Annotated in this window: 22 protein-coding genes; 12 read left to right on the top strand and 10 right to left on the bottom strand. The window is 43.5% G+C overall.

What is annotated here, in order from left to right:
* Positions 1–6: 6 nt before the first annotated feature.
* On the bottom strand, positions 7–945 hold the full coding sequence (gene cofG / locus LEPTO7376_RS16150; RefSeq protein WP_015135223.1) for a 7,8-didemethyl-8-hydroxy-5-deazariboflavin synthase subunit CofG: 939 nt from the start codon (positions 943–945) through the stop codon (positions 7–9).
* A gap of 157 nt (positions 946–1,102) precedes the next feature.
* On the opposite strand from cofG, the gene psbA reads away from it, so the two are divergent.
* From psbA to LEPTO7376_RS16135, 3 genes are all read left to right on the top strand, one after another.
* Positions 1,103–2,185, top strand: a complete 1,083-nt coding sequence (gene psbA, locus LEPTO7376_RS16145; protein ID WP_015132342.1) for a photosystem II q(b) protein — start codon at positions 1,103–1,105, stop codon at positions 2,183–2,185.
* A 244-nt stretch (positions 2,186–2,429) separates the two neighbouring features.
* Complete coding sequence (locus tag LEPTO7376_RS16140) at positions 2,430–3,476, top strand: hypothetical protein (protein WP_015135222.1); 1,047 nt, start codon at positions 2,430–2,432, stop codon at positions 3,474–3,476.
* A gap of 93 nt (positions 3,477–3,569) precedes the next feature.
* Entirely contained in the window at positions 3,570–4,343 is a 774-nt protein-coding gene (locus LEPTO7376_RS16135) for an HAD family hydrolase (protein WP_015135221.1), read from the top strand.
* On the opposite strand, the gene LEPTO7376_RS16130 is transcribed toward LEPTO7376_RS16135, so the two are convergent.
* The 3 genes from LEPTO7376_RS16130 to LEPTO7376_RS16120 form a co-directional block, all read right to left on the bottom strand.
* Positions 4,289–5,467, bottom strand: coding sequence for an esterase-like activity of phytase family protein (locus LEPTO7376_RS16130; protein WP_015135220.1), 1,179 nt, complete (start codon positions 5,465–5,467; stop codon positions 4,289–4,291). The two genes, LEPTO7376_RS16135 and LEPTO7376_RS16130, sit on opposite strands and share 55 nt — an antisense overlap.
* 133 nt (positions 5,468–5,600) lie before the next feature.
* Entirely contained in the window at positions 5,601–6,491 is an 891-nt protein-coding gene (locus LEPTO7376_RS16125) for a hypothetical protein (RefSeq protein ID WP_015135219.1), read from the bottom strand.
* 80 nt (positions 6,492–6,571) lie between these two features.
* Entirely contained in the window at positions 6,572–7,216 is a 645-nt protein-coding gene (locus tag LEPTO7376_RS16120; RefSeq protein ID WP_015135218.1) for a hypothetical protein, read from the bottom strand.
* Positions 7,217–7,410: 194 nt separating this feature from the next.
* On the opposite strand from LEPTO7376_RS16120, the gene LEPTO7376_RS16115 reads away from it, so the two are divergent.
* Positions 7,411–8,268, top strand: coding sequence for a lysophospholipid acyltransferase family protein (locus tag LEPTO7376_RS16115; RefSeq protein ID WP_015135217.1), 858 nt, complete (start codon positions 7,411–7,413; stop codon positions 8,266–8,268).
* Between the two features lie 4 nt (positions 8,269–8,272).
* Here the strand turns inward: LEPTO7376_RS16115 and LEPTO7376_RS16110 are convergent, their stop codons facing one another.
* Positions 8,273–11,431, bottom strand: coding sequence for a diguanylate cyclase domain-containing protein (locus tag LEPTO7376_RS16110; RefSeq protein WP_015135216.1), 3,159 nt, complete (start codon positions 11,429–11,431; stop codon positions 8,273–8,275).
* 393 nt (positions 11,432–11,824) lie between these two features.
* On the opposite strand from LEPTO7376_RS16110, the gene LEPTO7376_RS16105 reads away from it, so the two are divergent.
* The 7 genes from LEPTO7376_RS16105 (at position 11,825) to LEPTO7376_RS16075 (ending at position 20,033) form a co-directional block, all read left to right on the top strand.
* The gene (locus LEPTO7376_RS16105) at positions 11,825–12,715 is read left to right on the top strand and encodes a WD40 repeat domain-containing protein (RefSeq protein WP_015135215.1); all 891 of its coding nucleotides are present in this window, start codon (positions 11,825–11,827) and stop codon (positions 12,713–12,715) included.
* Positions 12,716–13,084: 369 nt separating this feature from the next.
* Positions 13,085–14,191, top strand: a complete 1,107-nt coding sequence (locus tag LEPTO7376_RS16100; RefSeq protein WP_015135214.1) for a hybrid sensor histidine kinase/response regulator — start codon at positions 13,085–13,087, stop codon at positions 14,189–14,191.
* A 51-nt stretch (positions 14,192–14,242) separates the two neighbouring features.
* A complete protein-coding gene (gene leuC, locus LEPTO7376_RS16095) occupies positions 14,243–15,646 on the top strand; it encodes a 3-isopropylmalate dehydratase large subunit (protein ID WP_015135213.1) in 1,404 nt (467 codons plus the stop codon).
* Positions 15,647–15,820: 174 nt separating this feature from the next.
* Positions 15,821–16,987, top strand: coding sequence for a cysteine desulfurase family protein (locus LEPTO7376_RS16090; RefSeq protein ID WP_015135212.1), 1,167 nt, complete (start codon positions 15,821–15,823; stop codon positions 16,985–16,987).
* 17 nt (positions 16,988–17,004) lie between these two features.
* Positions 17,005–17,349 carry a circadian clock KaiB family protein gene (locus tag LEPTO7376_RS16085; protein WP_015135211.1) on the top strand — a complete coding sequence of 115 codons (345 nt, stop codon included), beginning with the start codon at positions 17,005–17,007 and terminating at the stop codon, positions 17,347–17,349.
* Positions 17,350–17,417: 68 nt separating this feature from the next.
* Positions 17,418–18,266 (top strand): ABC transporter permease, encoded by an 849-nt coding sequence (locus LEPTO7376_RS16080; RefSeq protein WP_015135210.1) that lies wholly within the window; start codon positions 17,418–17,420, stop codon positions 18,264–18,266.
* 9 nt (positions 18,267–18,275) lie between these two features.
* Positions 18,276–20,033: a hypothetical protein gene (locus tag LEPTO7376_RS16075; protein WP_015135209.1), complete on the top strand. Its 1,758-nt coding sequence runs from the start codon at positions 18,276–18,278 to the stop codon at positions 20,031–20,033.
* Positions 20,034–20,053: 20 nt separating this feature from the next.
* Here the strand turns inward: LEPTO7376_RS16075 and LEPTO7376_RS16070 are convergent, their stop codons facing one another.
* Entirely contained in the window at positions 20,054–21,421 is a 1,368-nt protein-coding gene (locus LEPTO7376_RS16070; RefSeq protein WP_315861525.1) for an ammonium transporter, read from the bottom strand.
* A 485-nt stretch (positions 21,422–21,906) separates the two neighbouring features.
* On the opposite strand from LEPTO7376_RS16070, the gene LEPTO7376_RS16065 reads away from it, so the two are divergent.
* Positions 21,907–22,560 carry a response regulator gene (locus LEPTO7376_RS16065; RefSeq protein ID WP_015135207.1) on the top strand — a complete coding sequence of 218 codons (654 nt, stop codon included), beginning with the start codon at positions 21,907–21,909 and terminating at the stop codon, positions 22,558–22,560.
* A 147-nt stretch (positions 22,561–22,707) separates the two neighbouring features.
* Here the strand turns inward: LEPTO7376_RS16065 and LEPTO7376_RS16060 are convergent, their stop codons facing one another.
* The 4 genes from LEPTO7376_RS16060 to LEPTO7376_RS16045 all read right to left on the bottom strand — a co-directional run bounded on the left by LEPTO7376_RS16060 (position 22,708) and on the right by LEPTO7376_RS16045 (position 25,512).
* A complete protein-coding gene (locus LEPTO7376_RS16060; RefSeq protein WP_015135206.1) occupies positions 22,708–23,190 on the bottom strand; it encodes a ubiquinol-cytochrome c reductase iron-sulfur subunit in 483 nt (160 codons plus the stop codon).
* 100 nt (positions 23,191–23,290) lie between these two features.
* Complete coding sequence (queC, locus tag LEPTO7376_RS16055; protein ID WP_015135205.1) at positions 23,291–23,965, bottom strand: 7-cyano-7-deazaguanine synthase QueC; 675 nt, start codon at positions 23,963–23,965, stop codon at positions 23,291–23,293.
* Complete coding sequence (locus LEPTO7376_RS16050; RefSeq protein ID WP_015135204.1) at positions 23,966–24,628, bottom strand: 7-carboxy-7-deazaguanine synthase QueE; 663 nt, start codon at positions 24,626–24,628, stop codon at positions 23,966–23,968.
* A 98-nt stretch (positions 24,629–24,726) separates the two neighbouring features.
* Positions 24,727–25,512 (bottom strand): DUF4231 domain-containing protein, encoded by a 786-nt coding sequence (locus LEPTO7376_RS16045; RefSeq protein ID WP_015135203.1) that lies wholly within the window; start codon positions 25,510–25,512, stop codon positions 24,727–24,729.
* Between the last annotated feature and the right edge of the window lie 118 nt (positions 25,513–25,630).

The raw sequence follows: 25,630 nt of genomic DNA, 5'->3' as shown, positions 1-25,630 counted from the left end.
TTGCTGCTATAAGGATTGACGGTAGCTATCAACCACGGAGCGCACTGGCATAGTCAACCATTGATCGTATTGTGGATATACAGCCAAACGCGGTTCTAATTGCCATCCATGCTCTCCTAAAAATGTTTTTAGTTGCATCAAATTGAGATGCTCATAATCTGGATTCACTTCATCCTTCGGCACAATCCCGCCTAAATCTGACGCACCAGCTTCAATACAACGCAATAACCATTGAAGATCTGAGACAAGATTGGGAGGGATTTGAATGGCGATCGCCTCAGGTAATATTTCACGCGCTAAACCAATTACCTCTGGTAAACGCTGAGTCTCAAACCCTAAACCATCAAAAGTTTGAGTTTGTCCTGGACTGTGAGGTTGCAAAATCACTTCTTGGATATGACCCCATTTGCGATGGCTCATGGCGATCGCCTCCAATGTTTTCACCCAATCCTCTTCAGTTTCTCCAATCCCCAAAAGTAAACCTGTCGTAAATGGAATTTTGAGCTGACCTGCCCAGTTCAACTGCTGCAAACGTAGTTCCGGCGATTTACTCGGTGCATTCCGATGCACGGCTAAAGAACTCATTTGCTCCAACATCAGCCCCATGGAACCGTTTACATTTCGCAAATATTTCATCTCCTCAAAACTGAGAGGACCAACATTAGCATGGGGAATAAAACCCTGTTTTAATGCCAGGCTGCATATATCTTTAATCCTATCTATCCAAGCATTACGGCGATTTGAGTCTGGATGTATTTCACCACTTAAAATCAGAATCTCATAAATATTGCGTTTCTTTAAGCATTTAAGTCGCTCTTCTGCCTCGCTAAGACTTAGCCAAATGTCCTTATGGGGATCTACCCGAAAATTACAGTAGGTGCAGCGATTAAAACATTCATAGGTCGGAACCAGCGTGAAAGCCGGACTATAGGTGATTTTCTTCACGTTTGTCTGAAGGGAGCGATTGCCACACTAATAATAAGGGGAATCTATCCTTGACATAACCATGAGCTTACTTATTTTGCTTTACAAAACTAAATAAATTGGTTAGTATTAACTCATAGGTTTTGCACCTTGATAAATTCATAGCAATCATAAACACATGACTACTACTATCCAGCAAAGCAGCAATGCTTCTTTGTGGGAGAAGTTCTGTCAGTGGATCACTAGCACCGAGAACCGCATTTATGTTGGTTGGTTCGGCGTTCTCATGATCCCTACTCTTCTCACTGCAACAACTTGCTTCATCATTGCGTTCATCGCAGCTCCTCCCGTTGACATCGACGGTATTCGTGAGCCCGTAGCAGGTTCTCTTCTTTACGGTAACAACATCGTTTCTGGTGCTGTTGTTCCTTCTTCCAATGCAATTGGTCTCCACTTCTACCCCATCTGGGAAGCTGCTTCTCTTGATGAGTGGTTGTACAACGGTGGCCCTTACCAGTTGGTAATCTTCCACTTCCTCATTGGCGTTTTCTGCTACATGGGTCGTGAGTGGGAACTTTCCTACCGTCTCGGTATGCGTCCTTGGATCTGTGTTGCTTTCTCTGCTCCCGTAGCAGCTGCAACTGCAGTCTTCATGATTTACCCCATCGGTCAGGGTTCTTTCTCTGATGGTATGCCTTTGGGTATCTCTGGTACGTTCAACTTCATGATCGTATTCCAAGCTGAGCACAACATCCTCATGCACCCCTTCCACATGCTCGGTGTGGCTGGTGTCTTTGGTGGTTCTTTGTTCTCCGCTATGCACGGTTCTCTCGTTACTTCTTCTCTCGTTCGTGAAACAACTGAGACTGAGTCCTTGAACTACGGTTACAAGTTTGGTCAAGAGGAAGAGACTTACAACATCGTTGCAGCTCACGGCTACTTCGGTCGTTTGATCTTCCAATACGCTTCCTTCAACAACAGCCGCTCCTTGCACTTCTTGCTTGGTGCATGGCCTGTAGTTGGAATCTGGTTCACTGCTCTTGGTGTATCCACCATGGCATTCAACCTCAATGGTTTCAACTTCAACCAGTCTGTTCTTGACAGCCAAGGTCGTGTAATCAACACTTGGGCTGACATTCTTAACCGTGCAAACCTCGGTTTTGAAGTAATGCACGAGCGTAACGCTCACAACTTCCCTCTCGATTTGGCTGCTGGCGAGCAAGCTCCTGTTGCTCTTCAAGCTCCCGCTATCAACGGTTAATATCCGCAAGGATTTAATCTAGTCGAAAGGCTTAGTTGAAATGCAAATTAATTTGATTGCTCTGAAAAGACAATAGAATACTTTTGCTAAGCAAGAACCCTCATCCGTAACGATGGGGGTTTTTGCTTTGGTGGGTTTTTATGAATAGAAAAAATATGATTGCAAGTTCTTAATGTTTCTAGTGTATTTGCTCTTTTGGAATTTACTGTGGAGGCAAGCCCTTAAGTAATGGTGATGTGATTCAATGATGGATTCTACAAAGGACGAAGTACAGGCGATCACCCGAAAGGGAAATGGCAATGGCCATCAAGATAATGAAGGGTTCGAAACTAGTCATGAAGAACAAATCATAGTAAAAAATCTTAAGAATGAGGGTGCTGAGAGTAAGGAACAGCAGGACTTAGTACAAAACGAAAGAGTCAGGTATGATTTGGCAACTCAAAAGAAAAAGCGTCAAGAAGAAGAGACAGAATATATCAAAGAGAAACAGAAGAGATTAAAGCAAGAAGAATCTCTATATGTTTCAAATAAATCGATTTTTATCGCTGGCGCAGTTGGTGGTGTCGGTAGTGTTTGTATCAAGCTGATCGGTGAAGACAATCTTACTAATGAAGTTATCCAAACTTCGGAGACGCAAAACCCAGAAATTGATTGGTTACCCGGAGAGCTTTCACAGGTTTCTTTTGGTTTGGGTGTTGAATTTTTACTTTATCTGATGATGAGCATTTTTCTGGGAGCTCTATCTGGTTTTATTTTGATTAGCATGGGTGGTATTTCAACCCGTATTGATAATCGGCGACGCTGTTTGGCCAGTGCTATTTTATTTGGATTATTTTTTCCGTCCAGTATTCAGTTAATGAAGCAAAATTTAGATAGCCAGATCACTATCGAAACTCAACAAAAAGAGGTAGAAGAGCTAAAGGTTAAAGAAGAAGATCTAGTTGTCAAAAATGCAGCTTTACGAGAAGAAAGTAAAGAGGCGATCGCCACTCTAACTGAGACAGAAGAAGTACAAGATAACCCTGAATTGAAGCAAAAAGTTTTAGACGGATATATCGACGTTTTCCGTAATGTTGATGAGATAAATGAGCAGGAGGATTTACTGATAAATATTGCAGATGTAGGGCGCAGCAATACGACAGATAATACGCCTATCACAAGAGATGCCGTGAATTTTTTAGAGTTAGTCAAAAACGATGAGCAGTATGAGAATTCTGTCCAGGAAAAAGCAGAAGAAGAACTCTCTGAGATTCTGATGAAATGTGATGCAGAGCAAATTGATTGCGGCTAAAGAAAGTGATTGTTTTTTAATACTTGAAATAACTTTGAGTTTGCAAGATTTGCCAGTATATTAATCAAGTCACAAATATTTTGCAGGAAGGTTATGGCGAAATTAGAGGCTTTGATTTTTGATGTAGACGGCACTCTTGCTAATACAGAAAAGGATGCCCATCGAGTTGCGTTTAATCGAGCGTTCGCGGATGCAGATTTAGGCTGGGAATGGTCTGTTGAACTCTATGGAAAGCTGCTGAAGGTTGCGGGTGGTAAGGAGAGAATTCGATTTTATATCAATGACTGGAAGCCTAAAATGCCGGAAATCGAAGACCTGACAGAATTTATTAAAGGTTTACATGCGAGTAAAACGAAGCATTACTGTGATCTTTTAGCGAATGAGGTTTTGCCATTACGTCCCGGTGTTCGACGTTTAATTGACGAAGCGCGAGAAAAAGGAATTCGGTTAGCGATCGCCACGACTACGACTCCTGCAAATGTGACAGCTTTAGTGACCCATTCCCTTGCACCAGATGCAATGGATTGGTTTGAGGTCATTGCAGCAGGCGATATGGTTCCCCAGAAAAAACCTGCACCAGACATTTTCCTTTATGCTCTTGAAAAAATGAATCTGTCGGCAGATCAATGTGTTGCCTTTGAAGATTCTGGTAATGGCTGGTTATCCGCAAGAGATTCAGGTTTGACAACAGTTGTAACGGTCAATAATTACACTGAAAATCAAGATTTTAGCGGCGCAGATCTAATCCTTAGTAATCTTGGTGAACCTGATCAGCCGTTTAATATTGTATCTGGTGATGTTGGAGAAAAGAGCTACTTTGATGTGGATTTGGCAGCAGATCTATTAAGTCGGAAAAGTAATACTTGATTGACTTGATCTTCATTGAAATTGTTATCACTAACTAAAATTAAACTTTGACTTCCATCTGCCAACCTTGGCCCTAAGGTCATACCTTCGAGATTATCTAAACCAATACCAATGGTTCTAAGATCAAAAAGCAAAGTTTTTTGCATAGGTGTGGTGGTGTCCGCAATTTCAGTGAAGGATTCGATGCGTGATGTATCGGTGGCATTGCCAATTGTCGCCTGGAAGAGTTTAGCTCCTGCACCGCCAACACCATAGGTGCGTTCTAAGGTTAGAAAATAGCCTTCCTCTGGTAGGGCAATCATCTCAACTAAGCCATTGGCAATCACACCTTCAGCAGAGGGTTCTAAAGGATAAAGGTGCTCGCCAACTAAGACTGGGTTGCCAATGGGATTGATGACATAGTGCAAGAAGCGTATTGGTTCGGAAAGGCGATCGCCTTGGTCTTGAGTTAAGGCTGATTCTGGAGCGACAAATAATCGAAATGGGTCATCCGGAGCGATGGATGGTGTACTCAGGCTGAGAGCTTCAAAGCCGAGATTATTTTGCACGCCTTGTTCAGGAGTGAGTGGCAAGAATCGATCGGGAATCTGAATATTTTCAATTTCTTGACCATCGAAAGTAAATTCTTTAATGAAAGGCTCAATCTGTTTTTTAGTTACACCTTCACTGGAAATAAAGAAGCTATTACGAGGCGAAATATTAAGGCCTTCTGGATCAATGCTGCCATTGGTAAATTGGTTGCCGTTTTCATCAGTGAGAAATGTCACTTTTTGGAAATCAACATCATCGATTTGTGGAATAACACCAGATTCATCTAGTTCAATTTTTAAGTCATAAAAACGTGCTGGCGAAAAGTTAGAGCGATCATCACTAAGAGCATAAAAAAGATCTTTTTTAGGATCGTAATCAATGGCAGACAAACCGCCAATTTTTGTGTTTTCAAAGCGGCTATCTAGGATGTGATATTCGTCTAGAAATTCGACAGATAGATTATTGAGAAATGTGCGGGGATTGGTTGAGTTCGGTTGTGGAGAAACACTATCGGCACAGCCTGAGAGAAACAGAAGGCAGAGGCAACAAAAAAGGGGCAAAATGCGTGGCGATCGCCCATTGCGGCTAAACATGATCACAACCTTACAAACTGAATAGAGCAAAAATTGACAAGAAAAAAGGGGGATAGTCCCCCAATAAAGTTAACAAATACCCTCGATCTTGGGCGGCGATCGCCGCAAATCTAGAGCGAATTAATTGTCAAATTTAGATTTCGCCATAGGCACGGTCAATCAAGCTACGGGCAATCGTTTGAGTGCCAGTGTGCTCATAGTAGTTAGTGCTGACATCAATGAAAGCCGCCACATAATCCAGCTTGTTATCAGAAACATCAATGATGTCACTGATACTATCCATCACCTTGTCAGGAGTTAGACCACGATCAGTGACAAAGCCTTCCATCCAATCTTTCATCGAGTCGAAACTATTGTTGATGAAACCGAGTTTGCCATCAGCACCATCACCAGGAATGAAATTACTGATCCGCTTAAACGCTGCATTTTCAGACAATTCACCACTAGAGATGCTGTGAATAGTGTCTTGAATCTTCCGCAGAAAATCTGGGCCAAGGGGAATTAAGCCATCAACACAGACGAGGGTCGCCAAGCGCATAATTTCTTCGCCACTATAGCTACCAACAGCCCCCATAAAGTCGCCGATACTGTCACCGGGAATGCCATTAATTTTGCAATAAGCTGTGATTTCCGCAACAAGTTTAATGCTGAGATCGATCGCCTGCGCTTTATCGGCACTAGGGGTGACTTTTTTCATAAAGCCGCCAACGAGAGGGATTTTATCGCCTACTTTATTCGCCAAAGCAGCAGCAGCAAGGGCTTTATCCGCATTATCTACGGTTTGATAAATCCACATTGCCCGTTGATAACCTTGATCCTTATCCGTATAGAGCACAATGGCACGATCGCGGATTTGCTGAATCATTTCTGGATCATCTTCGCCGGTGACTTCGGTAACCATCTTGTCAAAGCCAACGATATTGTTCCATTCTCCCGGCACCACAAAATCAAGGCTGTTAAGCATCATTGTGGTGAGATTACGTTGGGGTAGATCGTCCATTAACTCAACGATGGATTCACTCATACAAACTCCTAAATTGTTGTCAATAAAAAATGTAGTTAGCTATGGCAGATGCAATTCTCTTAAAGAGAAAGCCGAGAATTTTATAAGCTGGAAAGTCCTTTCAAATCGACCTTGCCGAGCCATGCCTTACGATCTGCATCCGTAAATGATGCATCTCGGGACATTACCTTTACTTGGTAGCGATCGCCGACGAGGGTCGCATGAGCTTTCTTGCCCTGAGCAACCATTGGGAAACCAGAGACCTTGTCCTTTGCATCCTCAAACTTGCTCCGTGCCGTCAAATTTGTGACGGTGTCAGAGATCGAAATTTTTGCCATTTCTTTCCCTTTCATCGAGAGTTTGACCTCAGCAAACCCTTCCTTTTCCTGTGTAAAGGTCACATCAAATTCTGACCCCTTCCCATCAGGAAAATACTTATTAAACGCACTACCTTTCTGGGGAGGCAAACCCGCAATATCCTTCAGCGAGGAAGCGGGAGCCGCCTCTTCCGTTACAGCAACTTCGCTTGTCGATTCCTGTGTTGCAGTTGGTGCTGTCGAGTCTGGCGTATTAGAAGTTGTGGTTGTCGTTGTCGTCGTAGAGCTACCTGAGCCACCTGTGCTAACCGGAGGTGGCGCTGACGTGCCACAAGCCGTTAGCAAAAAGACGGTTAAGAGAAGTGGCGTAATCGCCCGGTGAATTGGTCTAATATTCATAATGTCAAAAGCACAACGTAACGTCGTCATTAACTCCAATTGTGGCGGGACTTTTTACGGATCATTCAAAAAATTAATAATCTCGCAAGATATTTTGAGGTCAAACTCATTCTCAAACGCCTCAGTCGAAAGCCTTTGAATCTAGCTTTACAGCGCCTTCACAACCTTTCAAGAAGTAAGGCATGTCATACTTTGAAGATATGTAACGCTTAATTCTAGTCAATATGCAGCTTTTTCCCCCATTTCCACGGCTAGAGTCCCCTTTCGATGGTTGGTCGTTAGATGGTCGTGATCCGAAGGTTATTGAGCAATGGTTACCTGTGTGGGAATGGCTCTATACGCATTATTTTCGGGTACAGACAAGTGGCTGGGAGCATGTGCCAACAGATGAAAATGTTTTAGTCGTCGGTTCTCACAATGGCGGTTTGGCAGCGCCGGACATGTGGATGATGATGTATGACTGGTTTAAGAAGTTTGGGACAGAGCGGCTAACCTATGGCTTGATGCATCGCAACATTTGGCGCGTATTTCCGGAGTTGGCAAAGTTTGCGGTCAGGACTGGAGCATTGGAAGCTCATCCAAAAATGGGCATTAAGGCGTTAAAAGCTGGGGCTGATGTGTTGGTTTATCCCGGTGGTGGTCAGGATGTGTTTCGTCCCCACGGCGATCGCCACAAAATTTATTTTGCCGAGAGAAGAGGGTTTATCAAATTAGCGTTGCGGCAAGAGGTACCCATTGTGCCAGGGATTTCTTGGGGAGCCCACGACAGTATTTTTGTGATCGACGATATTTATGATGAGATGAAAGCGTTTCTGAAAACGTTTAATTTGCCGTGGTTATTTGGCATTGATCCAGAAGTCTTCCCGGTATATCTGGGGTTACCTTGGGGCTTCGCGTTTGGCCCTTTCCCAAATTTCCCACTGCCCACGCAAATGCACACTCGGATGTGCGCCCCGATTCGTTTTGAGAAATATGGTCGTAAAGCGGCAGGCGATCGCGAATATGTAGAGGCTTGTTATCAGCAAGTGCTAACGACGATGCAAGCTGAACTGGATCAACTTATTGCCGAAGTCGAAGGGTAAGTGGTTAGGTTGACGAGGCGATCGCCAGAGATTGTAATAGCCCTGCAATTTGCTGCTTGGTTTGCCATTCTCCGAAAAAGTCTCCTTGTCCAAATGTGCAATTAAAAGTGCGAGCGATTTGTTGCTGCTGTTCTGTTTGGATACCTTGCACTAAGATCTCTAGATCAAGACTGTGGGCAAGATGCACTAACGCACCAAATAAAGCAGACTCCGCATTTTGTTCATTGGCAATATCCTTGAGGATTTTTGCTTTAATATTTACTCCTTGAATGAGCTGATAATGTTGAGAGTTTAGTGCAAGATTAGTGTCGCCAAGATCATCGAGAAATAGCTTGACTCCAAGGGTTTTCAGTTGGACGAGATGTTGTCGAATTTCAATATCAGTAACATCTTCGGGATACTCACAAAACTCTAAAATTAGCTGTTGATAGTCCAGGCCATAAGTCGTTGGCATGGCTGTAATCAGATGAAGGAGCTGGGGATCCCGAAGTTGTTGAGCGGAAATATAAAAGTGTAGTTGGAGAGTCCTGCCCAAGGTCTGTTGCCATTGTTGTAAATCCTGACAGGCTGCTCTCAATCCCCAACGCAGTAAAGGTCGACTTAAGCTTGTTTCAGTGGCGATCGCCCAAAAATAATCAGGGTCAATCAAGCCATCCCGAGGATGTTCCCAATTAATCTGAGCGGCAATCCCCACACATTCACCATGATCTAGGCGAATAATTGGCTGGTACCGCATCGTTAAACTCTGCTCGGCGATCGCCTGTCGTAGATCCTGCTCCAGATGTCGACGATTTAAAACTTCCTGTTGCAGCTGATGGTCAAACACCTCTGAGCGCGATCGCCCGCGAGATTTTGCTTGATACATCGCCACATCCGCATCCCGCAATAAGGCCTCTGGACTGCTATAGTTCATCGACCCTTGCACAATGCCAATACTGACATCCACAAAAATATTCTGCGCGGCTAATTTGAATGGCCATTGCAACGCCTCATGAATTCGTTGTGAAATCTGTAGCGCAAAACTTTCCTGGTGAATCTCATCCAGCAAAATTACAAACTCATCCCCTCCCAACCGCGCTAAAGTATCCGTTTTTCGGAGGCAATCCTGTACCCGCAATGCAAAAACTTGTAGCAGCTGATCACCCACTGGATGCCCAAGACTATCGTTGACCCATTTGAAATGGTCGAGGTCGAGAAAGAGTACTGCGAAATTATAATTTGGATAACGTTGGTGACGCTGAATCGATTGCTGGAGACGCTCTTGGAGTAGGGAGCGATTTGGTAAATTGGTCAGAGAATCGTACAGTGCATCTCGAATAAGTTGCTGCTCCATATGTTTGCGATCGCTAATGTCAACCATTTGCCGAATCACATGGTGTGGCTCGCCTGCTGCTGTTTGCACCAAAACTGCCTGCATGATTGTGTAGATCACCTGGCCATCTTTTGTGAGATAGCGCTTTTCTCGCTGAAACTGTTTAATTTGACCGGCTTGTAAGGCCTGATTTTGATGTAAATCTTCGGAGATATCTTCGGGATAGGTCACCTCTAGATAGCTCAACTCCTGTAAGGCTCGCTGTTCATAGCCAAGGGTTTTGCTCCATGCCTCATTCACAGTAATGTAGCGTCCTTCGAGATCGGTAATAGCCATCCCAATCGGTGCGAGATGAAACATCTGGCGAAACTGGAAATCACTTTCATAGAGATGTTCGGCGATCGCCCGCTGCTCAGTAATATCTTTTTGAATGCCAATGAAGTGGGTAAGAGTACCATCGGTATCTTGAACAGGAAAAATCTGTAAATCATTCCAAAACATATCCCCAGATTTACGATAGTTACGGAGAATGACATGGCAGGGTTTGCCTTGGAGAACAGCATCTCTCAATTTGTTTAGGGACGCTTTTTCTGTTTGTTCTCCCCGGAGGAAATTACAATTTTTACCAAGAATTTCTGAGGCGTTGTAGCCTGAAATATTCTCAAAACCTTGGTTTGCATAAATAATTGGATTTTTACTCTGGCGCGGATCAGTGATGATGACGCCTTGATCAATAGCATTAATAGAGTGGTGCAATAAATTCATATTGCGGGTTTGCTGCTCACGATGAACGGCGGTGGCAATGATATTGGCGATCGCCTGCAAAAAGTTAATTTGATCTTTCGAAAAAGCTTGTATCTCCAAGCTGTACACAGCCAAAACTCCCCAGAGATTTTCGCCAGTCCCAACCAGAACACTCACACCACTAACAACCCCATGTTTATTGAGCAGTGATTCTGCCCTAAAGCGTTTTTCGAGTCGTAGATCATCAATAACCACCGTATCCTGAACTGAGATGGTGTGGCCAATATGACTGAGGGAGGATTCCCGACTGACCGTTGCTATACCTACCAGCTCTTCTGCCCAGCCATATCCCGCTTCTAGTAAACAAGTTGTGTCACTAGACTTGACTCGGTATAGAGAAGCTAGAGGTAATTCCATCATCCGTGCCACAGCGATAACACTCTGGTAAAACAATTTATCTAGTTCTTTGTGATCAAGCTGCTCTGCCTCTAAACTTAGTTGGCCAAGACGGGAAATAGTCGATTGTTGTCTTGCTTTTGTCCGTAATTTTTTCTCCGTGATAATCGGCTCACTTTCATCCTCGATAAACATCAAAATCTGATCCGGCTCAAGGTAGACATAGTCCACTTTGAGATACAGCTGCCGATGGCGAAATTCTAGGTGGTAGGTACTTGATGTTTGAGATTGATAGTTATCACTGAGGTAACGGTGTAGAGCAGGGCACTCTGAAAATAATTTTTCTGGCTTGTGACCAATGGCGACAGTGCGATGGCCGAGTTTATCTTGGCTAAAGCGGGCAGCAGCAGGATTAAAGTCGATCAACTGTAGGGTTTCGTCGGCATATTGCCAGCTATAACAGGGAATGGGCAATGAAAAGTATTGTTGGTACTGCTGGCTATATTGGTGGTCAAACTGCTCTCTGAGGTCATGATATTGGTGCATTGCCTCGTGATATTTGCAGAGCGTTTGCTGCATAGAGGCTTCGAGTGTTTCGATTTCTTGCGCCTGTGCCTGAATCTTGGCGATCGCCTGACAATAACTCTGTAACAGCAGGACAAAAGCCCATTGCTGTGGTGGGAAAGTGTCAGGAGAAATCGAATTAGACATTAACTAACCTTGAATTGTATTGTCCAAAGAATTCTTGAACTACACACCGCCGCTATTTTACGGGGTAAAAAAAGACGATTTTTTATCGTTTTTAATGTGAGTGTAAATTATTGCTGAGTCAGTTTAATACTTGCTTATTTTCATAAAAATCAATGCACTATTAAAGCAATAATGAATTATCTTGATGTCAAGAAAAATATTTATTTTGATTCTTTATCAATCCTAATCGTACCAAATTACTTCTGCTGGCCAATACTTTATTCCTTAGTGAATTGAGCAATTTAATGAATTTCAATGTGATTTTTTTCAGGGTGGGTAATTTGGGTGCAGAATTAAATAGTGTAACTTTTCTATTTACTTAATCTTTCCTTCTCGGCTTAAGGCATTTTTGTGATGACTGCTGCTTGGTACTGCTCGACGACCTATTGTGGACATGAATCTTGGGTTCGGGCGATCGCTGTGAGTCCAGATAAACGCTTTTTTGTGACGGCTAGTGGCGATAAAACAGCAAAAGTTTGGTATCTAGATCAATCGAAAGCGATCCATAGTTTTGGCGGCCATGAGTCCTGGTTACGATGCGTCGCCATTCAACCAGATGGCCTCGCCATTGCAACGGGAGGCAATGACACAAGCATTGAAATTTGGGAGCCCTTCACCGGCAAAAAACAATTTAGTTTGATGGGTCATAAAGATTGGGTACGGGCGCTGCTATTTAACGAACATACGTTGGTCAGTGCTGCTCAAGATAAGACCATTAAGCTATGGCAACCGAACAGCCATGAGGTGCTCGCGACCCTAGAAGGCCATGACCATTGGGTTGTCAGTTTGTCACTCAGCAAACAGCAGCAAATTTTGATGAGCGGCAGCAAAGATCAAACGGTACGGTTGTGGTCGCTTTTCACAAATCAATTGCTAAAGGTATTGACGGGACATCGCTCTGAAGTCTTGACTACTGCGGTTTACCCCACAGGAAAATTAGCGGCAAGTGGTGACGCTGATGGCGTGGTGAAATTTTGGTCGGTGACGGATCAGCAGCTTCAGCAAAGTTTCCAGGCCCATGATCAACCAGTTAATAGTGTTTGTTTTAGTGATGATGGCAAGCTGTTTGCGACAGGCTCTCAAGATCACACAATCAAAATTTGGCACCTAAAAACAGGAAAGGCGATCGCCACTTTAAAAGATCATCAGGGTTGGGTCTGGTCAATCACCTTTCTCCCGAAGAGTTATGACCTCTTAAGTGCCAGCTGGGATCGCACTATTAAATATTGGCAGTACAAACCGTAGTCTTAAACACACACAATAAGATTTCTCAGCTATCCCAAATATTTGGAGTCGAAACAAGGATCAATACAGAATCAATGTCTACGCCCTATTTCTATTGATAGATCCTGAAAATATTCTAAAGAAAATATTTAATGAGTAGTGATACTTAACTCTGAATAAACGTTAATAATTATCAAAAAAATGTTGCAATTTCATTGTTGAAAGGCTTCATTGTTTTTGAGAATATTGCCCACAACCTTATTATTCTGTTGGTGGCTAATCTCCTTAATTATATATATGCCCAAAGGTGGTTAAAAAATAGGTCTAAATCTCTTTTACTGAATGAATGCATCATCGTTGCATTTACGTCTTTTCTCTCTTCATGAGTCTATGGTTTCAGCAAGCACTTCAGATCGCATATTGGTAGTAGATGACTCCCCCGATAACTTATTGTTAATTCAGAGTATTCTTGAAAATGAAGAATTAGAGTTGATTACTGCCACTAATGGGACTGAAGCTCTTGAATTAATTGAAAAAGAACCCTGCCAACTAATTTTGTTGGATGTGATGATGCCGGATATTGACGGCTTTGAGGTGACCCGCCGTATTCGCAATAATGAATCATTACCCTATATTCCGATCTTGTTGATTACAGCCCATGCCCAGCCAAGTGTTGCTTTAGGACTCGATATTGGTGCTGATGATTTTATTCGTAAGCCTGTAGAGATTGATGAATTGGTTGCCAGGGTGCGTTCTCTTTTGCGACTGAAACATACAGTGGATGACCGCAATGCGATCGCCCGCCAACGGGAGGACTTTGCGTCGCGCCTGACCCATGACATGAGAACGCCACTCATCGCCGCTGATCGGATGTTAAATCTGATGCTCAATGGTGCGTTCGGAGATCTCTCTGAGCCGATGCTGGAAGTGCTGCACACCATGTCCCACAGTAATGCCAACCTTCTTGAAATGGTCAATAATATCCTGGAGGTTTATCGCTATGAATCAGAACGGAAAACATTTTATTTCAGCAAAACTGACCTCAAAAAAGTAATCGAGAATGTGATTCAAGAGCTCAATCCTCTAGCGCTTGAAAAAAAACTTACCCTTGATATGTCGGTACCAGAGGAGACCGTCTGGATTGAGGGCGATCGCCTCGCTTTACATCGTGTCATTACAAACTTGGTAAGCAACTCCATTAAATTTACGAAAAAAGGCTTCGTAAAAGTTGACTTGAGTTGTGAAGATACAAACACCATTCTGGTCAACGTGACTGATAGTGGCTCCGGCATCCCGATTAGTGACCAAGCAGAAGTTTTTGAACGATTCCGACAGGGTAAGCATTTCAAAGGCGGTAGCGGTCTTGGTTTGTATTTGTCGCGACTGATTATTGAAGCCCACCAAGGCGATATCTCTTTCAAATCTAAACCGAAAGAAGGAACAACTTTTTCCATTACCTTGCCCACATACCACACAACCAACTCCGACGAGGAATAAAGGATGTATCATTGAAGACCGTGAATTAAGTAATTACAGTCATTCAGTCACATGAGCAAGGGCACTCTCTTCGATAAAGTTTGGGATTTGCACACAGTTAAAGTTTTGCCATCTGGTCAAACTCAACTGTTTATTGGGCTACATCTGATCCATGAAGTAACCAGCCCCCAAGCCTTTGCCATGCTGAGAGAGCGCGGTCTGAAAGTGATGTATCCCGAGCGGACAGTGGCAACGGTGGATCACATTGTCCCCACAGAAGATCAAGCGCGTCCTTTTGCGGATCCCCTCGCTGAAGCGATGATGCAAGAGCTCGAACAGAATACAAAAGAAAATAATATTCGTTTCTATAACGTCGGTTCTGGTAGCCAAGGGATTGTCCATGTGATTGCGCCGGAACAGGGTTTAACACAGCCGGGGATGACCGTTGCTTGTGGCGATTCCCATACATCTACCCATGGTGCATTCGGGGCGATCGCCTTTGGTATTGGCACATCAAATGTACGGGATGTCTTAGCCTCTCAAACCCTTGCGTTGGCGAAACTGAAAGTTCGTAAAATTGAAGTGAATGGCGATCTTCAGCCTGGTGTTTATGCCAAAGATGTGGTTTTACATATCATCCGTACATTGGGTGTGAAAGGCGGTGTGGGTTATGCCTACGAATATGCTGGCAGCACTTTTGAAAAAATGTCGATGGAAGAGCGCATGACAGTCTGCAATATGGCGATTGAAGGTGGTGCGCGCTGCGGCTATGTCAATCCTGATCAGATTACCTATGATTACCTCAAAGGTCGTGATTTTGCGCCTAAGGATGGGGACTGGGATAAGGCGATCGCCTGGTGGGATAGTCTCCGCAGTGATACTGATGCTGAGTATGATGACGTGGTCACTTTTGATGCGGCTGACATTGCACCCACTGTGACTTGGGGGATTACCCCCGGCCAGGGTATTGGTGTTGATGAACCTGTGCCAACAACCGACAGTATGCCCGCTGATGAACAAGCCCTTGCCCTTGAAGCTTACAAATATATGCAGCTCGAACCGGGTCAACCTCTCCAAGGCACCAAAATTAATGTCTGCTTTATCGGGAGCTGCACCAACGGTCGTTTAAGCGATCTTCAAGAAGCGGCAAAATATGCTCAAGGTCATCATGTGGCAAGTGGTGTTAAAGCCTTTGTGGTGCCGGGTTCTGAACGTGTTAAGGTTGCGGCCGAAGCTGAAGGTCTCGATAAAATTTTTACTGAAGCAGGCTTTGAATGGCGTGAGCCAGGTTGTTCGATGTGCCTTGCGATGAACCCCGATAAATTGAAGGGGGATCAAATTAGTGCATCATCTTCCAACCGTAATTTTAAAGGTCGTCAAGGATCGTCCACTGGTCGTACGTTACTGATGAGCCCTGCAATGGTTGTCGCTGCAGCGATTAAAGGCGAAGTCAGTGATGTGAGAGAGTTAGTTTAATCTACGTCGTTGACAAAATGATTTGATAGAGGCTTGTTGGGTTAAAGCGATTAATCCTGACAAGTCTTTAAAATTTAGTGGATAATTTTCGATATTCCACTCATGCGCGCCAAAGCGTATCTGAACTTTCCTTCAAAATCGCTACATTAGACATAGAAAATTTTTGATAGTGCCATGCAAATTTACCTTGACTACAGTGCGACAACACCGCCTCATCCGTTGGTGCTGGAGAAGGTTCAAGAAGTTTGCACAGCGGACTGGGGCAATCCATCGAGTCTGCATAGTTGGGGAAATCGAGCAGCCACTTTGATTGAGATGGCACGGATGCAAGTGGCAGGTCTAGTGGGAGGAACAAATCCTGACAACATCATATTTACTGCTGGCGGCACGGAAGCAGATAATTTGGCAATTTTTGGCATTACTAGTCAATTTAAAACACCTCAGCATTTGATTATTTCGAGTGTGGAACATCCGGCGATCGCCAAGGCTGCGGATTATCTCGAAACGCAAGGTTGGCAAATCACACGTTTACCTGTTGATCATTTTGGTCGGGTAAATCCAGAAGAGTTTGAACGAGCAATTCAACCAAATACCATTTTGGCTTCGATTATTTATGGTCAAAGTGAAGTGGGAACATTGCAACCTATTGAAGAGCTAGGGGCGATCGCCCACAAACATGATGTGCTGTTTCATACTGATGCAGTGCAAGTTGCGGGTCGTGTGGCAATTGATGTGGAAACGTTGCCCGTTGATTTACTCTCCCTGTCTAGTCATAAAATTTATGGTTTACAGGGAACTGGGGCACTCTATATCCGCGATGGCGTCCAGCTTCAGCCTCAACTATTCGGCGGTGGTCAGGAAAACACATTGCGTTCAGGTACTCAGGGTGTTCCGGGCATTGCTGCATTTGGAGTAGCCGCAGAGTTAGCAACGGAAAATCTTGTCACAGAATCAATACGATTACAGCAATTGCGGGATTTATGTTTTGAGCTATTAGCTGATTGTAAACATCTGCAACCCACAGGCGATCGCAACCATCGTTTGCCACATCATATTAGTTTTGTGATTCGTGATGATTCACCCTTGCGAGGCCTTACAGGCAAAAGTCTTGTACGCCAGCTCAACCTCGCGGGAATAGGCATTAGTGCGGGTTCAGCTTGCCATAGTGGCACCCTCAGTCCTAGCGCAATTCTGAAGGCAATGGACTATTCTGACGCGGCCTCCCTCTCCGGAATTCGTTTGTCCTGCGGTGCCCAAACTCAAAAAGAGGATATAGAATGGACGGCGATCGCCCTTAAGCAAATTCTCAGACAACAGGCAGCGAACCTTCTCCCCACCTAACGTCTCTACCAAACTCTATGTCTTCTGATTTTTCCAAGAAGCACCCTTCATCCCCTGCAAACTGGATTACTCAGCAATCAGAGCATCATGAAAAGGATTTTTATGTGTTGTATCTCTATGTTGCTGGAAGGACAAGCAACTCTCGCTCGGCAATTAAGCAACTCAAAGGTATCTGCAATGAATATCTAGTGGGTCGCCATGAGATTCGTGTTATCGATATTTATGAACATCCCGATCTCGCAGAGTCTGATCATATTGTTGCAACCCCCACTTTAATTAAAAAATTACCTCCACCACTGCGCAAACTTATTGGGGACTTGTCTGATCGTGAGAGTTTATTGATTGGTTTAGATATTTGGTAAAGATCATCGGGGCACGGCATCAACCGCTATACTGACTACGTCACATTTCAAGTTCGGATTAGACAGCTATGGCGGGGGGAAATCCTGAGGCAAATTTATCGCGTTGGTTAACGTTTTTTGGGGTGGGCATCACAGGTTTATTTGTGGCGATCGCCATCGGTGCACCTCTCCTCGAAAATATCGGTTGGCTAAAAGATCCCCTCGATTCCCTCAGTTTCCCCATCCATGAACCACCGAGTTGGGAGCATTGGTTTGGCACGAGTCGCCAAGGCTATGATGTTTTATCTCGGACTTTATTTGGTACCCAGGCTGCTTTAAAAGTTGTCCTGCTCGCCACTAGTATTAGTCTCATCATCGGTGTGCCTTTGGGAATGGTGAGTGGCTATTTCGGCGGTAAAGTAGATCGCGCTTTGCTCTTCCTCATGGATACGATTTACACATTACCCGGCCTATTACTCTCCGTAACGCTGGCTTTTGTCGTGGGAAAAGGGGTTTTTAATGCGGCGATCGCCCTAAGTATTTCCTATGTGCCCCAATATTTTCGGATCGTTAGAAATCGCACCACTAGCGCCAAAACAGAACTCTTTATCGAAGCTGCCCAGGCAATGGGTGCAACTCCCAGTCGTATACTTTCAAAGTATCTTTTCCGGAATGTAATTCAGAGTGTCCCAGTCCTTTTTACGCTTAACTCTGCAGATGCAATTTTGATTTTAGGTGGTCTGGGATTTTTAGGCTTAGGTTTGCCCGATGGCACACCAGAATGGGGACATGATTTACGTTTGGCCCTCGATGCTTTACCGACCGGAATTTGGTGGACAGCCCTTTTCCCCGGATTAACCATGACAATGATGGTAATGGGATTATCATTGATGGGTGAAGGGTTAAACGAATGGCTCAATCCCACCAGCCGTGACTAATATGGCACTATGTCGACTCTTCAGAAGCCCAATATTCCAGACTTTAATCCTTCCGAAATCTTACAACTTTTTTTAGTAAAAGATATTGAGGCGATCGCCACACAATACCTCAACATTCTTAGTTACTTTGAACAGCGTGTTTATACCCAGCTCCCCACAGCTTTAAAAGTATATTTAGAGCAATTTTTAAATAACTTTTTTTATCTGTTTACTCAACGTGAATTTGTCTTACCTGAGCAATATTCGCGTTCCTTTATTCGTTGTAATCGTATTATTGCTAATCTCGCTGCGATCACAAGCTTTCAGAATACAGATACCTATTTAAAAATTCTCCTCTCCCAAACCGATAATCTCAACAAAATCCTGACTCTATATTCACCCCGAAATGAGATTTACGTTGACTATAATAAAATTTTCACGTCTAATTCAGACCTCGCCTGTTATTGGTATAGCAATACATTTAGTCATTATTTAACAGGGCTTGCAGATGAAAAAGTTGCAGAGAGAATCAAGTTTCACTGTGCCTATGATCATCCCCACTTAACGCATTTTTATAATCATCCTGATCTATATTTTGGATCGACTTATATTGACCCAAAGCTTGATCGCATCCTGAAATATAAAATCAATTTCTCGCTACAACAAAATCAGGCAGCTCAGATAACAATTCAGAATCAACCTGATCCTAAAAAAATCGCAATTGTCAGTGGCTTCTGGTATCCGCAGCATTCTGTTTATCGGACATTGTCCCAATATATTGCTGCTCTTAAAAATGACTATGAGTTAACGCTAATTAATTTTGGGAATGATTATTCCCTTGTGGATACGAAATTATTTAAAAAGGTTATTTATTTAGAGTCGAAAGATGGTTCATTAAATCTTGATGCACTACGAGAGAATCAATTTTCTCTCGTTTATTTTGCTGATGTGGGGATGAGTGCAGAAAGTATTGTATTGGCAAATATGCGCCTTGCACCCATTCAATGCTGTGGCATGGGACATTCAGTCAGTACCTATGGCTCAAAAATCGACTATTTTTTCAGTGGTCAATCCGTCGAAATTCCCGAAGGAGCTGAGCAATTTTATTCTGAAAAACTCAAGTTATTACCTGGTGCTGGGGTAATTCATAATCAACCCAATTATGAACGCTTAGGGCGATCGCCAGTAAATTTTAGAGTGGTAATTAATTGTCCTTGGTCAGCCCAAAAGATTAATGTGCCGCTGCTTAATGCTTTAAAACGGATCACAGAAAAAGCTGTGCAGCCGCCATTATTTCGATTTTTCTGTGGGTCTTCGTTACGCCAAAATAGCTATCTCGCATTTGCCCAAGATATTGAAACTATTCTGCCGCGTGAATATTTTGAACTCGTTCCGGCGATCGCCTATCAAGACTATATGAAACTGATGGAAGCGGGAGATATAGCCCTCGATTCATTTCATTTCGGAGGCTGCAATTCGGTCGTCGATAGTCTTTATCTCCATAAGCCAACGGTCGTTTTTGAAGGCGATCGCTGGTACAACCGCATTGGCGCTCATATTCTCCGACAAGTTGGCTTAATGGACTTAATCGCCACAACCGAGCAAGACTATATTCAGACTGCTCTCAAATTGATTTTGGATGAAGAGTATCGACAAGCTGTAGGCGATCGCCTGCGTCAAGTTGATTTTGACGCAACGATATTTAGTACAGTCGATGCCCCTGCCTTTAAAACAACAATTGACTCATTAATCCAACGTCATTTTTCAGAAACAGAAATGAACGAATAACTATTAGAGAAAAGAATGATTTATTCAAAATCTTTTTCGAGATCTCTAAAGAAATCATTGTAGGCTTCCATACCGTGCTCACCGATATCTAAACCTTCCACTTCTTCCGCTTCCGATACGCGCAAATCCACAGTGAAAGCGAGGAGTAACCAGATCACTAGGCTGAAAACTCCAACAAAGAGACTGACAGAAACCACACCTAATAATTGAATTAGTACTTGCCCCATGCCACCGCCGAGGAGTAAGCCTTTTGCTGGCCCGCTCGTTGCTGTATACCAGTCATAAATGCCGTCGCCAACACTAAATAAACCCACTGCGATTGTGCCCCAGATACCACACACTAAGTGCACAGAAATTGCACCCACAGGATCATCAACTCGGACTCTTTCTAGGAGAAGGACTGAATTTACGACAACTGTGCCGCCGATCGCCCCAATCACAATCGCAAAAGGAATACTAACAAATGCACAACCTGCCGTAATGGAGACCAGCCCAGCTAATACACCGTTGCCAATCATGGAAAGGTCAGGCTTAGTAAAGAGAACCGAGGATGTAATAGCTGCTGCTAATGCTCCTGCTGCTGCAGACATATTGGTGACGACAAGAATATGACTGATAGCCTCTGGGTCTGCACTCATGGTTGAACCCGGATTAAACCCAAACCATCCCAGCCACAAAATCAAAATACCGAGGGTTGCAGTACTCATGTTATGACCGGGAATGGCATTGATGCGATCGCCATTATATTTTTCGATCCGAGGCCCCAAAAGAATTGCCCCTGTGAGCGCAGCCCAACCGCCAACCATATGAACAGCTGTCCCACCGGCAAAATCATAAAACCCAAATCCTTCTAACCAGCCACCCCCCCAAATCCAATGACCTGTGATGCTGTATGGCAGAGCCACAAGTACCAAACTAAAACTTACGAATGCCGGAAACTTAATACGCTCCGCTACTGCACCAGACACAATCGTTGCAGCAGTTCCAGCGAATGCTAGTTGGAAGAAAAATTTGGCGTAGAGAGGGACGCTCGCCCAACTCAAAGATTGGAAAACACCGCTATACATTTCCCCAGTCATCGGGCTATTATCCGCACCGCCTAGGAAAAAACCATTTAGTCCGAGGAAACCATTACCATCCCCAAACATTAGCCCAAAGCCAATCGCCCAGAATGCAAAACTCGAAATGGCAAAGACAATAAGGTTTTTCGCCAAAATATTAACGGTATTTTTTGCGCGGCAAAAACCACTTTCCACCATTGCAAAACCGGCGTTCATGAAGAAAACCAAAATCGCTGCAAGAATCACCCATAGGGTGTCTAAAACAACTTGAACTTCGAACGGTATTTCACTGACTGCATCTTGGGCGATCGCTGTGCCAGCCCACAAAATTGGCAGCAAACAAAATAAACAAAGAAAACGTAACGAACGAGAACGATTGCGCCAGGAAGATGGCAGTGATGGAAGATTTGGAAAACGAACGACTGGAGATGGGATCATTATCAAATGGGTCAGATTTTTATAAGCTCGAAAAACTCCATTCAAAGTGTGGAGATTTTTGTCCGGAAAAGATATCTTCGGAGAAGAGGCAATAATAAGAAAATGTTAGAAATATTCACGATATTTTGTCCCTATTTCTATTTAACCTATAAGTAGTAAGTAGCGAAAAATTAGTCAATAAAAATTAGGATTTGCAAATTTAATTTGATTAATGCTGATTGCCATCAAGACTGGCTCTGAAACTAACAAAATCTTTCCTATTCAATGCATCTACCGCCTTTCATAGCTCAAAAAAAGGCAATGAGAGTGCTCCCAAAACCAGTAACTCAGTTAATTAGGAACACATCTTTTTGAAATCACTGGAGTATTAGATTGTGAATGTTTTTATTTTGCACCAATCAGATTTACAAGTTCGTGTCTGGAAAAAAATATTAAAATCTCAAGGAATTGCAGTATATACACTGAATTTTGACCAAGATTTAAAGCAACAACTATTAAGTGAAGAAATCACAAATAAACGTTCGCCAGATGCACTTTTAATTGATAAGACATTACCCAATCTTGACCCAGCTGAATTCTGTGATTGGCTTAGTTCTCGATCCCAATCAGTGCCAGTGATTTTAATTGATGAACAAGTCCATAAAAGTAATCCGATTGCCCGGCAAAGTGTCAAACAAGCAGGTGTCTTTGATCTCGTTCCTCAATTTGCATCGGAAACCATAGCAATTGATGCAATCACTGCCTCAAAATGCATCACATCAGCCCTTAATACACCACTAATTAAAGAGAATTTGTCGAGTTGCATTGTTGAGATTCAACAGGAATTTAGAGCAAGTGCATCATCTGATTTTGATGACCAAGGCTCAGCTCAAGGCTCTTCTTTTTTGAATTCCATCACCAAAAGTTCTCATACTAGAAGGAATACCCAGTCTGCGGATATAGACAACACAGAAACATCTGATAGCCCTCCAAAACAAAAAAAGACTCAGAAAAAATCGACACGCAAATATCGTGGTCGAGATTATTAAATCTAGATCTTCCGCAAAATTTAAAACTTCAATTTTTGTGGGATCAGAAAAATATTTGTCAAAAAAATAGCCCCACTCTCATCAGAAAATAGGACTTGCATAATATTGATTTGATTTGTTTTGATTGATGGGTTATACGGGGAAATTCTAGCCCACTTTGACGTAGATATCGGTGCCTTCTTCTTTCACTTCATAGACAGCTAAGCCCTCGGTGGCAGGGCCAGAAACATAGCTGCCATCGAGTTTAAAGAGAGAGCCATGGCAACTGCATTCAAGTTCGCTACCATCAAGCTTGACAGGGCAGCCTTGGTGATTGCAAGTTGGGTCTAGGGCAACAATACTTTCGTCATTTGGGTTTTGGAAAACGTAGACTTTTTTTCCATTAACTTCGCTAGAAATAGTTCCACCCTCAGTAAGCTGACCTGCATCGCCAACTTTAGTAAAACCAGCGATGGTTGCTCCTGCTTCTTCGGCTTTGGCGATCGCCGTTTCACCTGCTTCTGTAGCAGTCTCTTCGATTGTTTCTGTGATTTCCTCAGTTGTATTATTGGAGCATGCAGCCAATACGATGGGTAGAGATGAGGCAAACATCCCAACTCCAAATAACCCCATAAATTTACGGCGTTCCATAATTATTTTTCCTCATGTAATAGATTTAAAAATCCTGATGCTGTTATAGCGAATTTGTTCAGGTTTCTTCTGTTACTGAGGGCAAAAATGTTACGAAATCTTATGCTTTGCTTTGGCTTGTTAGTTCTGGGTAACCCGCTTTAATTAAGGCTTCATCGCGAATACGACAGGAATCACATACGCCACAAGCTTGCTCTCCGCCTTCATAACACGACCATGTGTCGGCGATCACCACACCGAGTTTGATTGCTTTTTGAACAATTTCGACTTTGCTATCGAGGACAAGAGGCGCAACTAATTTTGGCGCATGGCCTTCGATACCCGCTTTTGAGGAGAGATTTGCAAGGGTTTGATAGGCCTCAAGATATTCTGGACGACAATCAGGATAGCCAGAATAGTCCACAGCATTGATACCCAAATAAATGGCCTCTGCTTCTTTCGCTTCTGCTAGGGATAAGGCTAAGGCTAAAAACACAGTATTGCGCCCTGGCACATAGGTTGAGGGAATCATATCCGTTTGCACGCCGTCTTTCGGGATTTCTTGAGTAGAATCAGTCAGGGATGAGCCACCCCATTGAGACAGATTTACATCCATCACAAAATGCTCAGTGATGCCGAGCTGAATGGCAATTTGTTTTGCCGCTTCGAGTTCGCGACTATGTTTTTGGCCATATCGAAATGACAACGCAATCACTTCAAAACCATCGGCGATCGCCTGGGCGGCACTAGTGGCAGAATCGAGACCACCGGAAAGTAAAACAACGGCTTTTTGCATTTACTGTACCCCCAAAAACTTGTGCGTTTGTAAGCCGAGTCGCCAATCTGGATGTTTGAGAATGTACTGAAAAATCAAATCTTTGCTGTCAGAATTTTCCCATTGTGGTTGTAGATATTTAGGGATGGTGGGGTTGATTTTATTCGCTTCAGATTCTGCCCAATCAAAATCGGCCTCGTTATCAATCACCACTTTTAGTTCATTCACAAAGGCATAAATTTCTGGCAGAGGCTGCTTAAATGTTTTCGGCGATAGCGTAATCCAGTCAAATTCACCGCTAAGAGGATGGGAGCCAGAGGTTTCGATGTGTAGCGGAATATCGAGAGATTTCAGCGCATCGGTTAGCGGTTTTAAATCATGCATTAATGGCTCACCACCTGTGATCACAATAATGCGCGGCATGGCTTTTTTTACTTGCTCGGTTAATGTGGCGATCGCCACCTGATGGTGATGTTTCGCGCTCCAAGAAATTTTTGTATCGCACCAAGGACAGCCCACATCGCAGCCCGCTAGCCGAATAAAAAATGCAGATACACCACACCAGACTCCTTCTCCTTGCAACGAATGGAAGGTTTCAACGATGGGATAAGTTTTGGTGTGAAGCGAGTCAGTAGGAGAGACGAGCACAGGGGAGAACACAACGTTAGTGGCGACAGTTGCCATAAATAAACACGAAAAAGAAACAATACAGTAACCTCTTCGTATTGTAAAAGGTCTACCTAATACAACAGGCGATCGCCGCTCAATTCCATTGCAACAATCTAAGCTTTTTCTGTGTCATCAGCAGGAGGTGTCTCTGTTGCTGTAGCCGTAGGAGCTTTTTCTACAGGTTCAGAACTTTCCTTTGTCTCAGGAGTAGTGGACTCCACCACCTCTGCAACTGCTGGTGCCTCAGATTGGGGTGTTGTAATTTCAGTCGTTTCAGTTTGTACGACAGTGGTCGTTTCTACTGGCACATCTGCATCATCCAAAGTTTTCTCTGTTTTTTCGATGGTCTGGACCGATTTTCTCACTGTCTTGACATCATCTTCATCCTCCTGATCCTCTTGCTTCTTCATCATCTCTGCGTTGTAACCTTCCACATCTTTCTGGATGATTTTTTCCACGTGGGACGCAAATGTTTTATAGGCTTTCGCGTGACTCGCGGCATCTTCATAAGGACCACTGAGTTGGAAGAAAGACCAACCCTCGATTTTCATGCCCTCAGCAGTATTTCGGAAGCGGCGGTAGCTCTCCCCATATTGAAAAAATTCCTCAACGGCGGCACTAACTGCAACCGTCAAACTTGTCACAAAAGTAATCCAACTGATCGCATTGCGGATTCTTGTATTTTCAATATTATTCAAACTAACCAACGCAGGGACAATCACACCACCGACAATGGTGATCATGCGTAGACGAAAATATTTTTTCTGATCTCTACTTGCTCGCTTATCTGCATAGATGAGCTGATCGAGCCAACGACCCTTAATGAAGTGTTTTTCTCGCGCGGTCAAATCGAGTTGATCGATTACTGTTTCGAGGGGCTCTTGCAGATAATGTGGCATAACTTACGCAGTCAAGTAAATGCTGGCTAGGGAACTTAAAGAATGATAGAAAATTTATGGCTGATTTTGGATGAATTTTTGGTAAAAAACGATATTTAATCGCAAAACGTTAAGCCTT

It is taken from the genome of [Leptolyngbya] sp. PCC 7376 (assembly GCF_000316605.1).
GTDB lineage: Bacteria > Cyanobacteriota > Cyanobacteriia > Cyanobacteriales > MRBY01 > MRBY01.
The sequence above is the reverse complement of the archived record's forward strand: the minus strand, read 5'-3'. Positions and strand labels throughout refer to the sequence as shown.

Coding starts and splice junctions, on each gene's coding strand:
- psbA (WP_015132342.1), top strand. CDS start 1,103: ATGACTACTACTATCCAGCAAAGCAGCAATGCTTCTTTGTGGGAGAAG.
- LEPTO7376_RS16140 (WP_015135222.1), top strand. CDS start 2,430: ATGATGGATTCTACAAAGGACGAAGTACAGGCGATCACCCGAAAGGGA.
- LEPTO7376_RS16135 (WP_015135221.1), top strand. CDS start 3,570: ATGGCGAAATTAGAGGCTTTGATTTTTGATGTAGACGGCACTCTTGCT.
- LEPTO7376_RS16130 (WP_015135220.1), bottom strand. CDS start 5,467: ATGTTTAGCCGCAATGGGCGATCGCCACGCATTTTGCCCCTTTTTTGT.
- LEPTO7376_RS16125 (WP_015135219.1), bottom strand. CDS start 6,491: ATGAGTGAATCCATCGTTGAGTTAATGGACGATCTACCCCAACGTAAT.
- LEPTO7376_RS16120 (WP_015135218.1), bottom strand. CDS start 7,216: ATGACGACGTTACGTTGTGCTTTTGACATTATGAATATTAGACCAATT.
- LEPTO7376_RS16115 (WP_015135217.1), top strand. CDS start 7,411: ATGCAGCTTTTTCCCCCATTTCCACGGCTAGAGTCCCCTTTCGATGGT.
- LEPTO7376_RS16110 (WP_015135216.1), bottom strand. CDS start 11,431: ATGTCTAATTCGATTTCTCCTGACACTTTCCCACCACAGCAATGGGCT.
- LEPTO7376_RS16105 (WP_015135215.1), top strand. CDS start 11,825: ATGACTGCTGCTTGGTACTGCTCGACGACCTATTGTGGACATGAATCT.
- LEPTO7376_RS16100 (WP_015135214.1), top strand. CDS start 13,085: ATGGTTTCAGCAAGCACTTCAGATCGCATATTGGTAGTAGATGACTCC.
- leuC (WP_015135213.1), top strand. CDS start 14,243: ATGAGCAAGGGCACTCTCTTCGATAAAGTTTGGGATTTGCACACAGTT.
- LEPTO7376_RS16090 (WP_015135212.1), top strand. CDS start 15,821: ATGCAAATTTACCTTGACTACAGTGCGACAACACCGCCTCATCCGTTG.
- LEPTO7376_RS16085 (WP_015135211.1), top strand. CDS start 17,005: ATGTCTTCTGATTTTTCCAAGAAGCACCCTTCATCCCCTGCAAACTGG.
- LEPTO7376_RS16080 (WP_015135210.1), top strand. CDS start 17,418: ATGGCGGGGGGAAATCCTGAGGCAAATTTATCGCGTTGGTTAACGTTT.
- LEPTO7376_RS16075 (WP_015135209.1), top strand. CDS start 18,276: ATGTCGACTCTTCAGAAGCCCAATATTCCAGACTTTAATCCTTCCGAA.
- LEPTO7376_RS16060 (WP_015135206.1), bottom strand. CDS start 23,190: ATGGAACGCCGTAAATTTATGGGGTTATTTGGAGTTGGGATGTTTGCC.
- queC (WP_015135205.1), bottom strand. CDS start 23,965: ATGCAAAAAGCCGTTGTTTTACTTTCCGGTGGTCTCGATTCTGCCACT.
- LEPTO7376_RS16050 (WP_015135204.1), bottom strand. CDS start 24,628: ATGGCAACTGTCGCCACTAACGTTGTGTTCTCCCCTGTGCTCGTCTCT.
- LEPTO7376_RS16045 (WP_015135203.1), bottom strand. CDS start 25,512: ATGCCACATTATCTGCAAGAGCCCCTCGAAACAGTAATCGATCAACTC.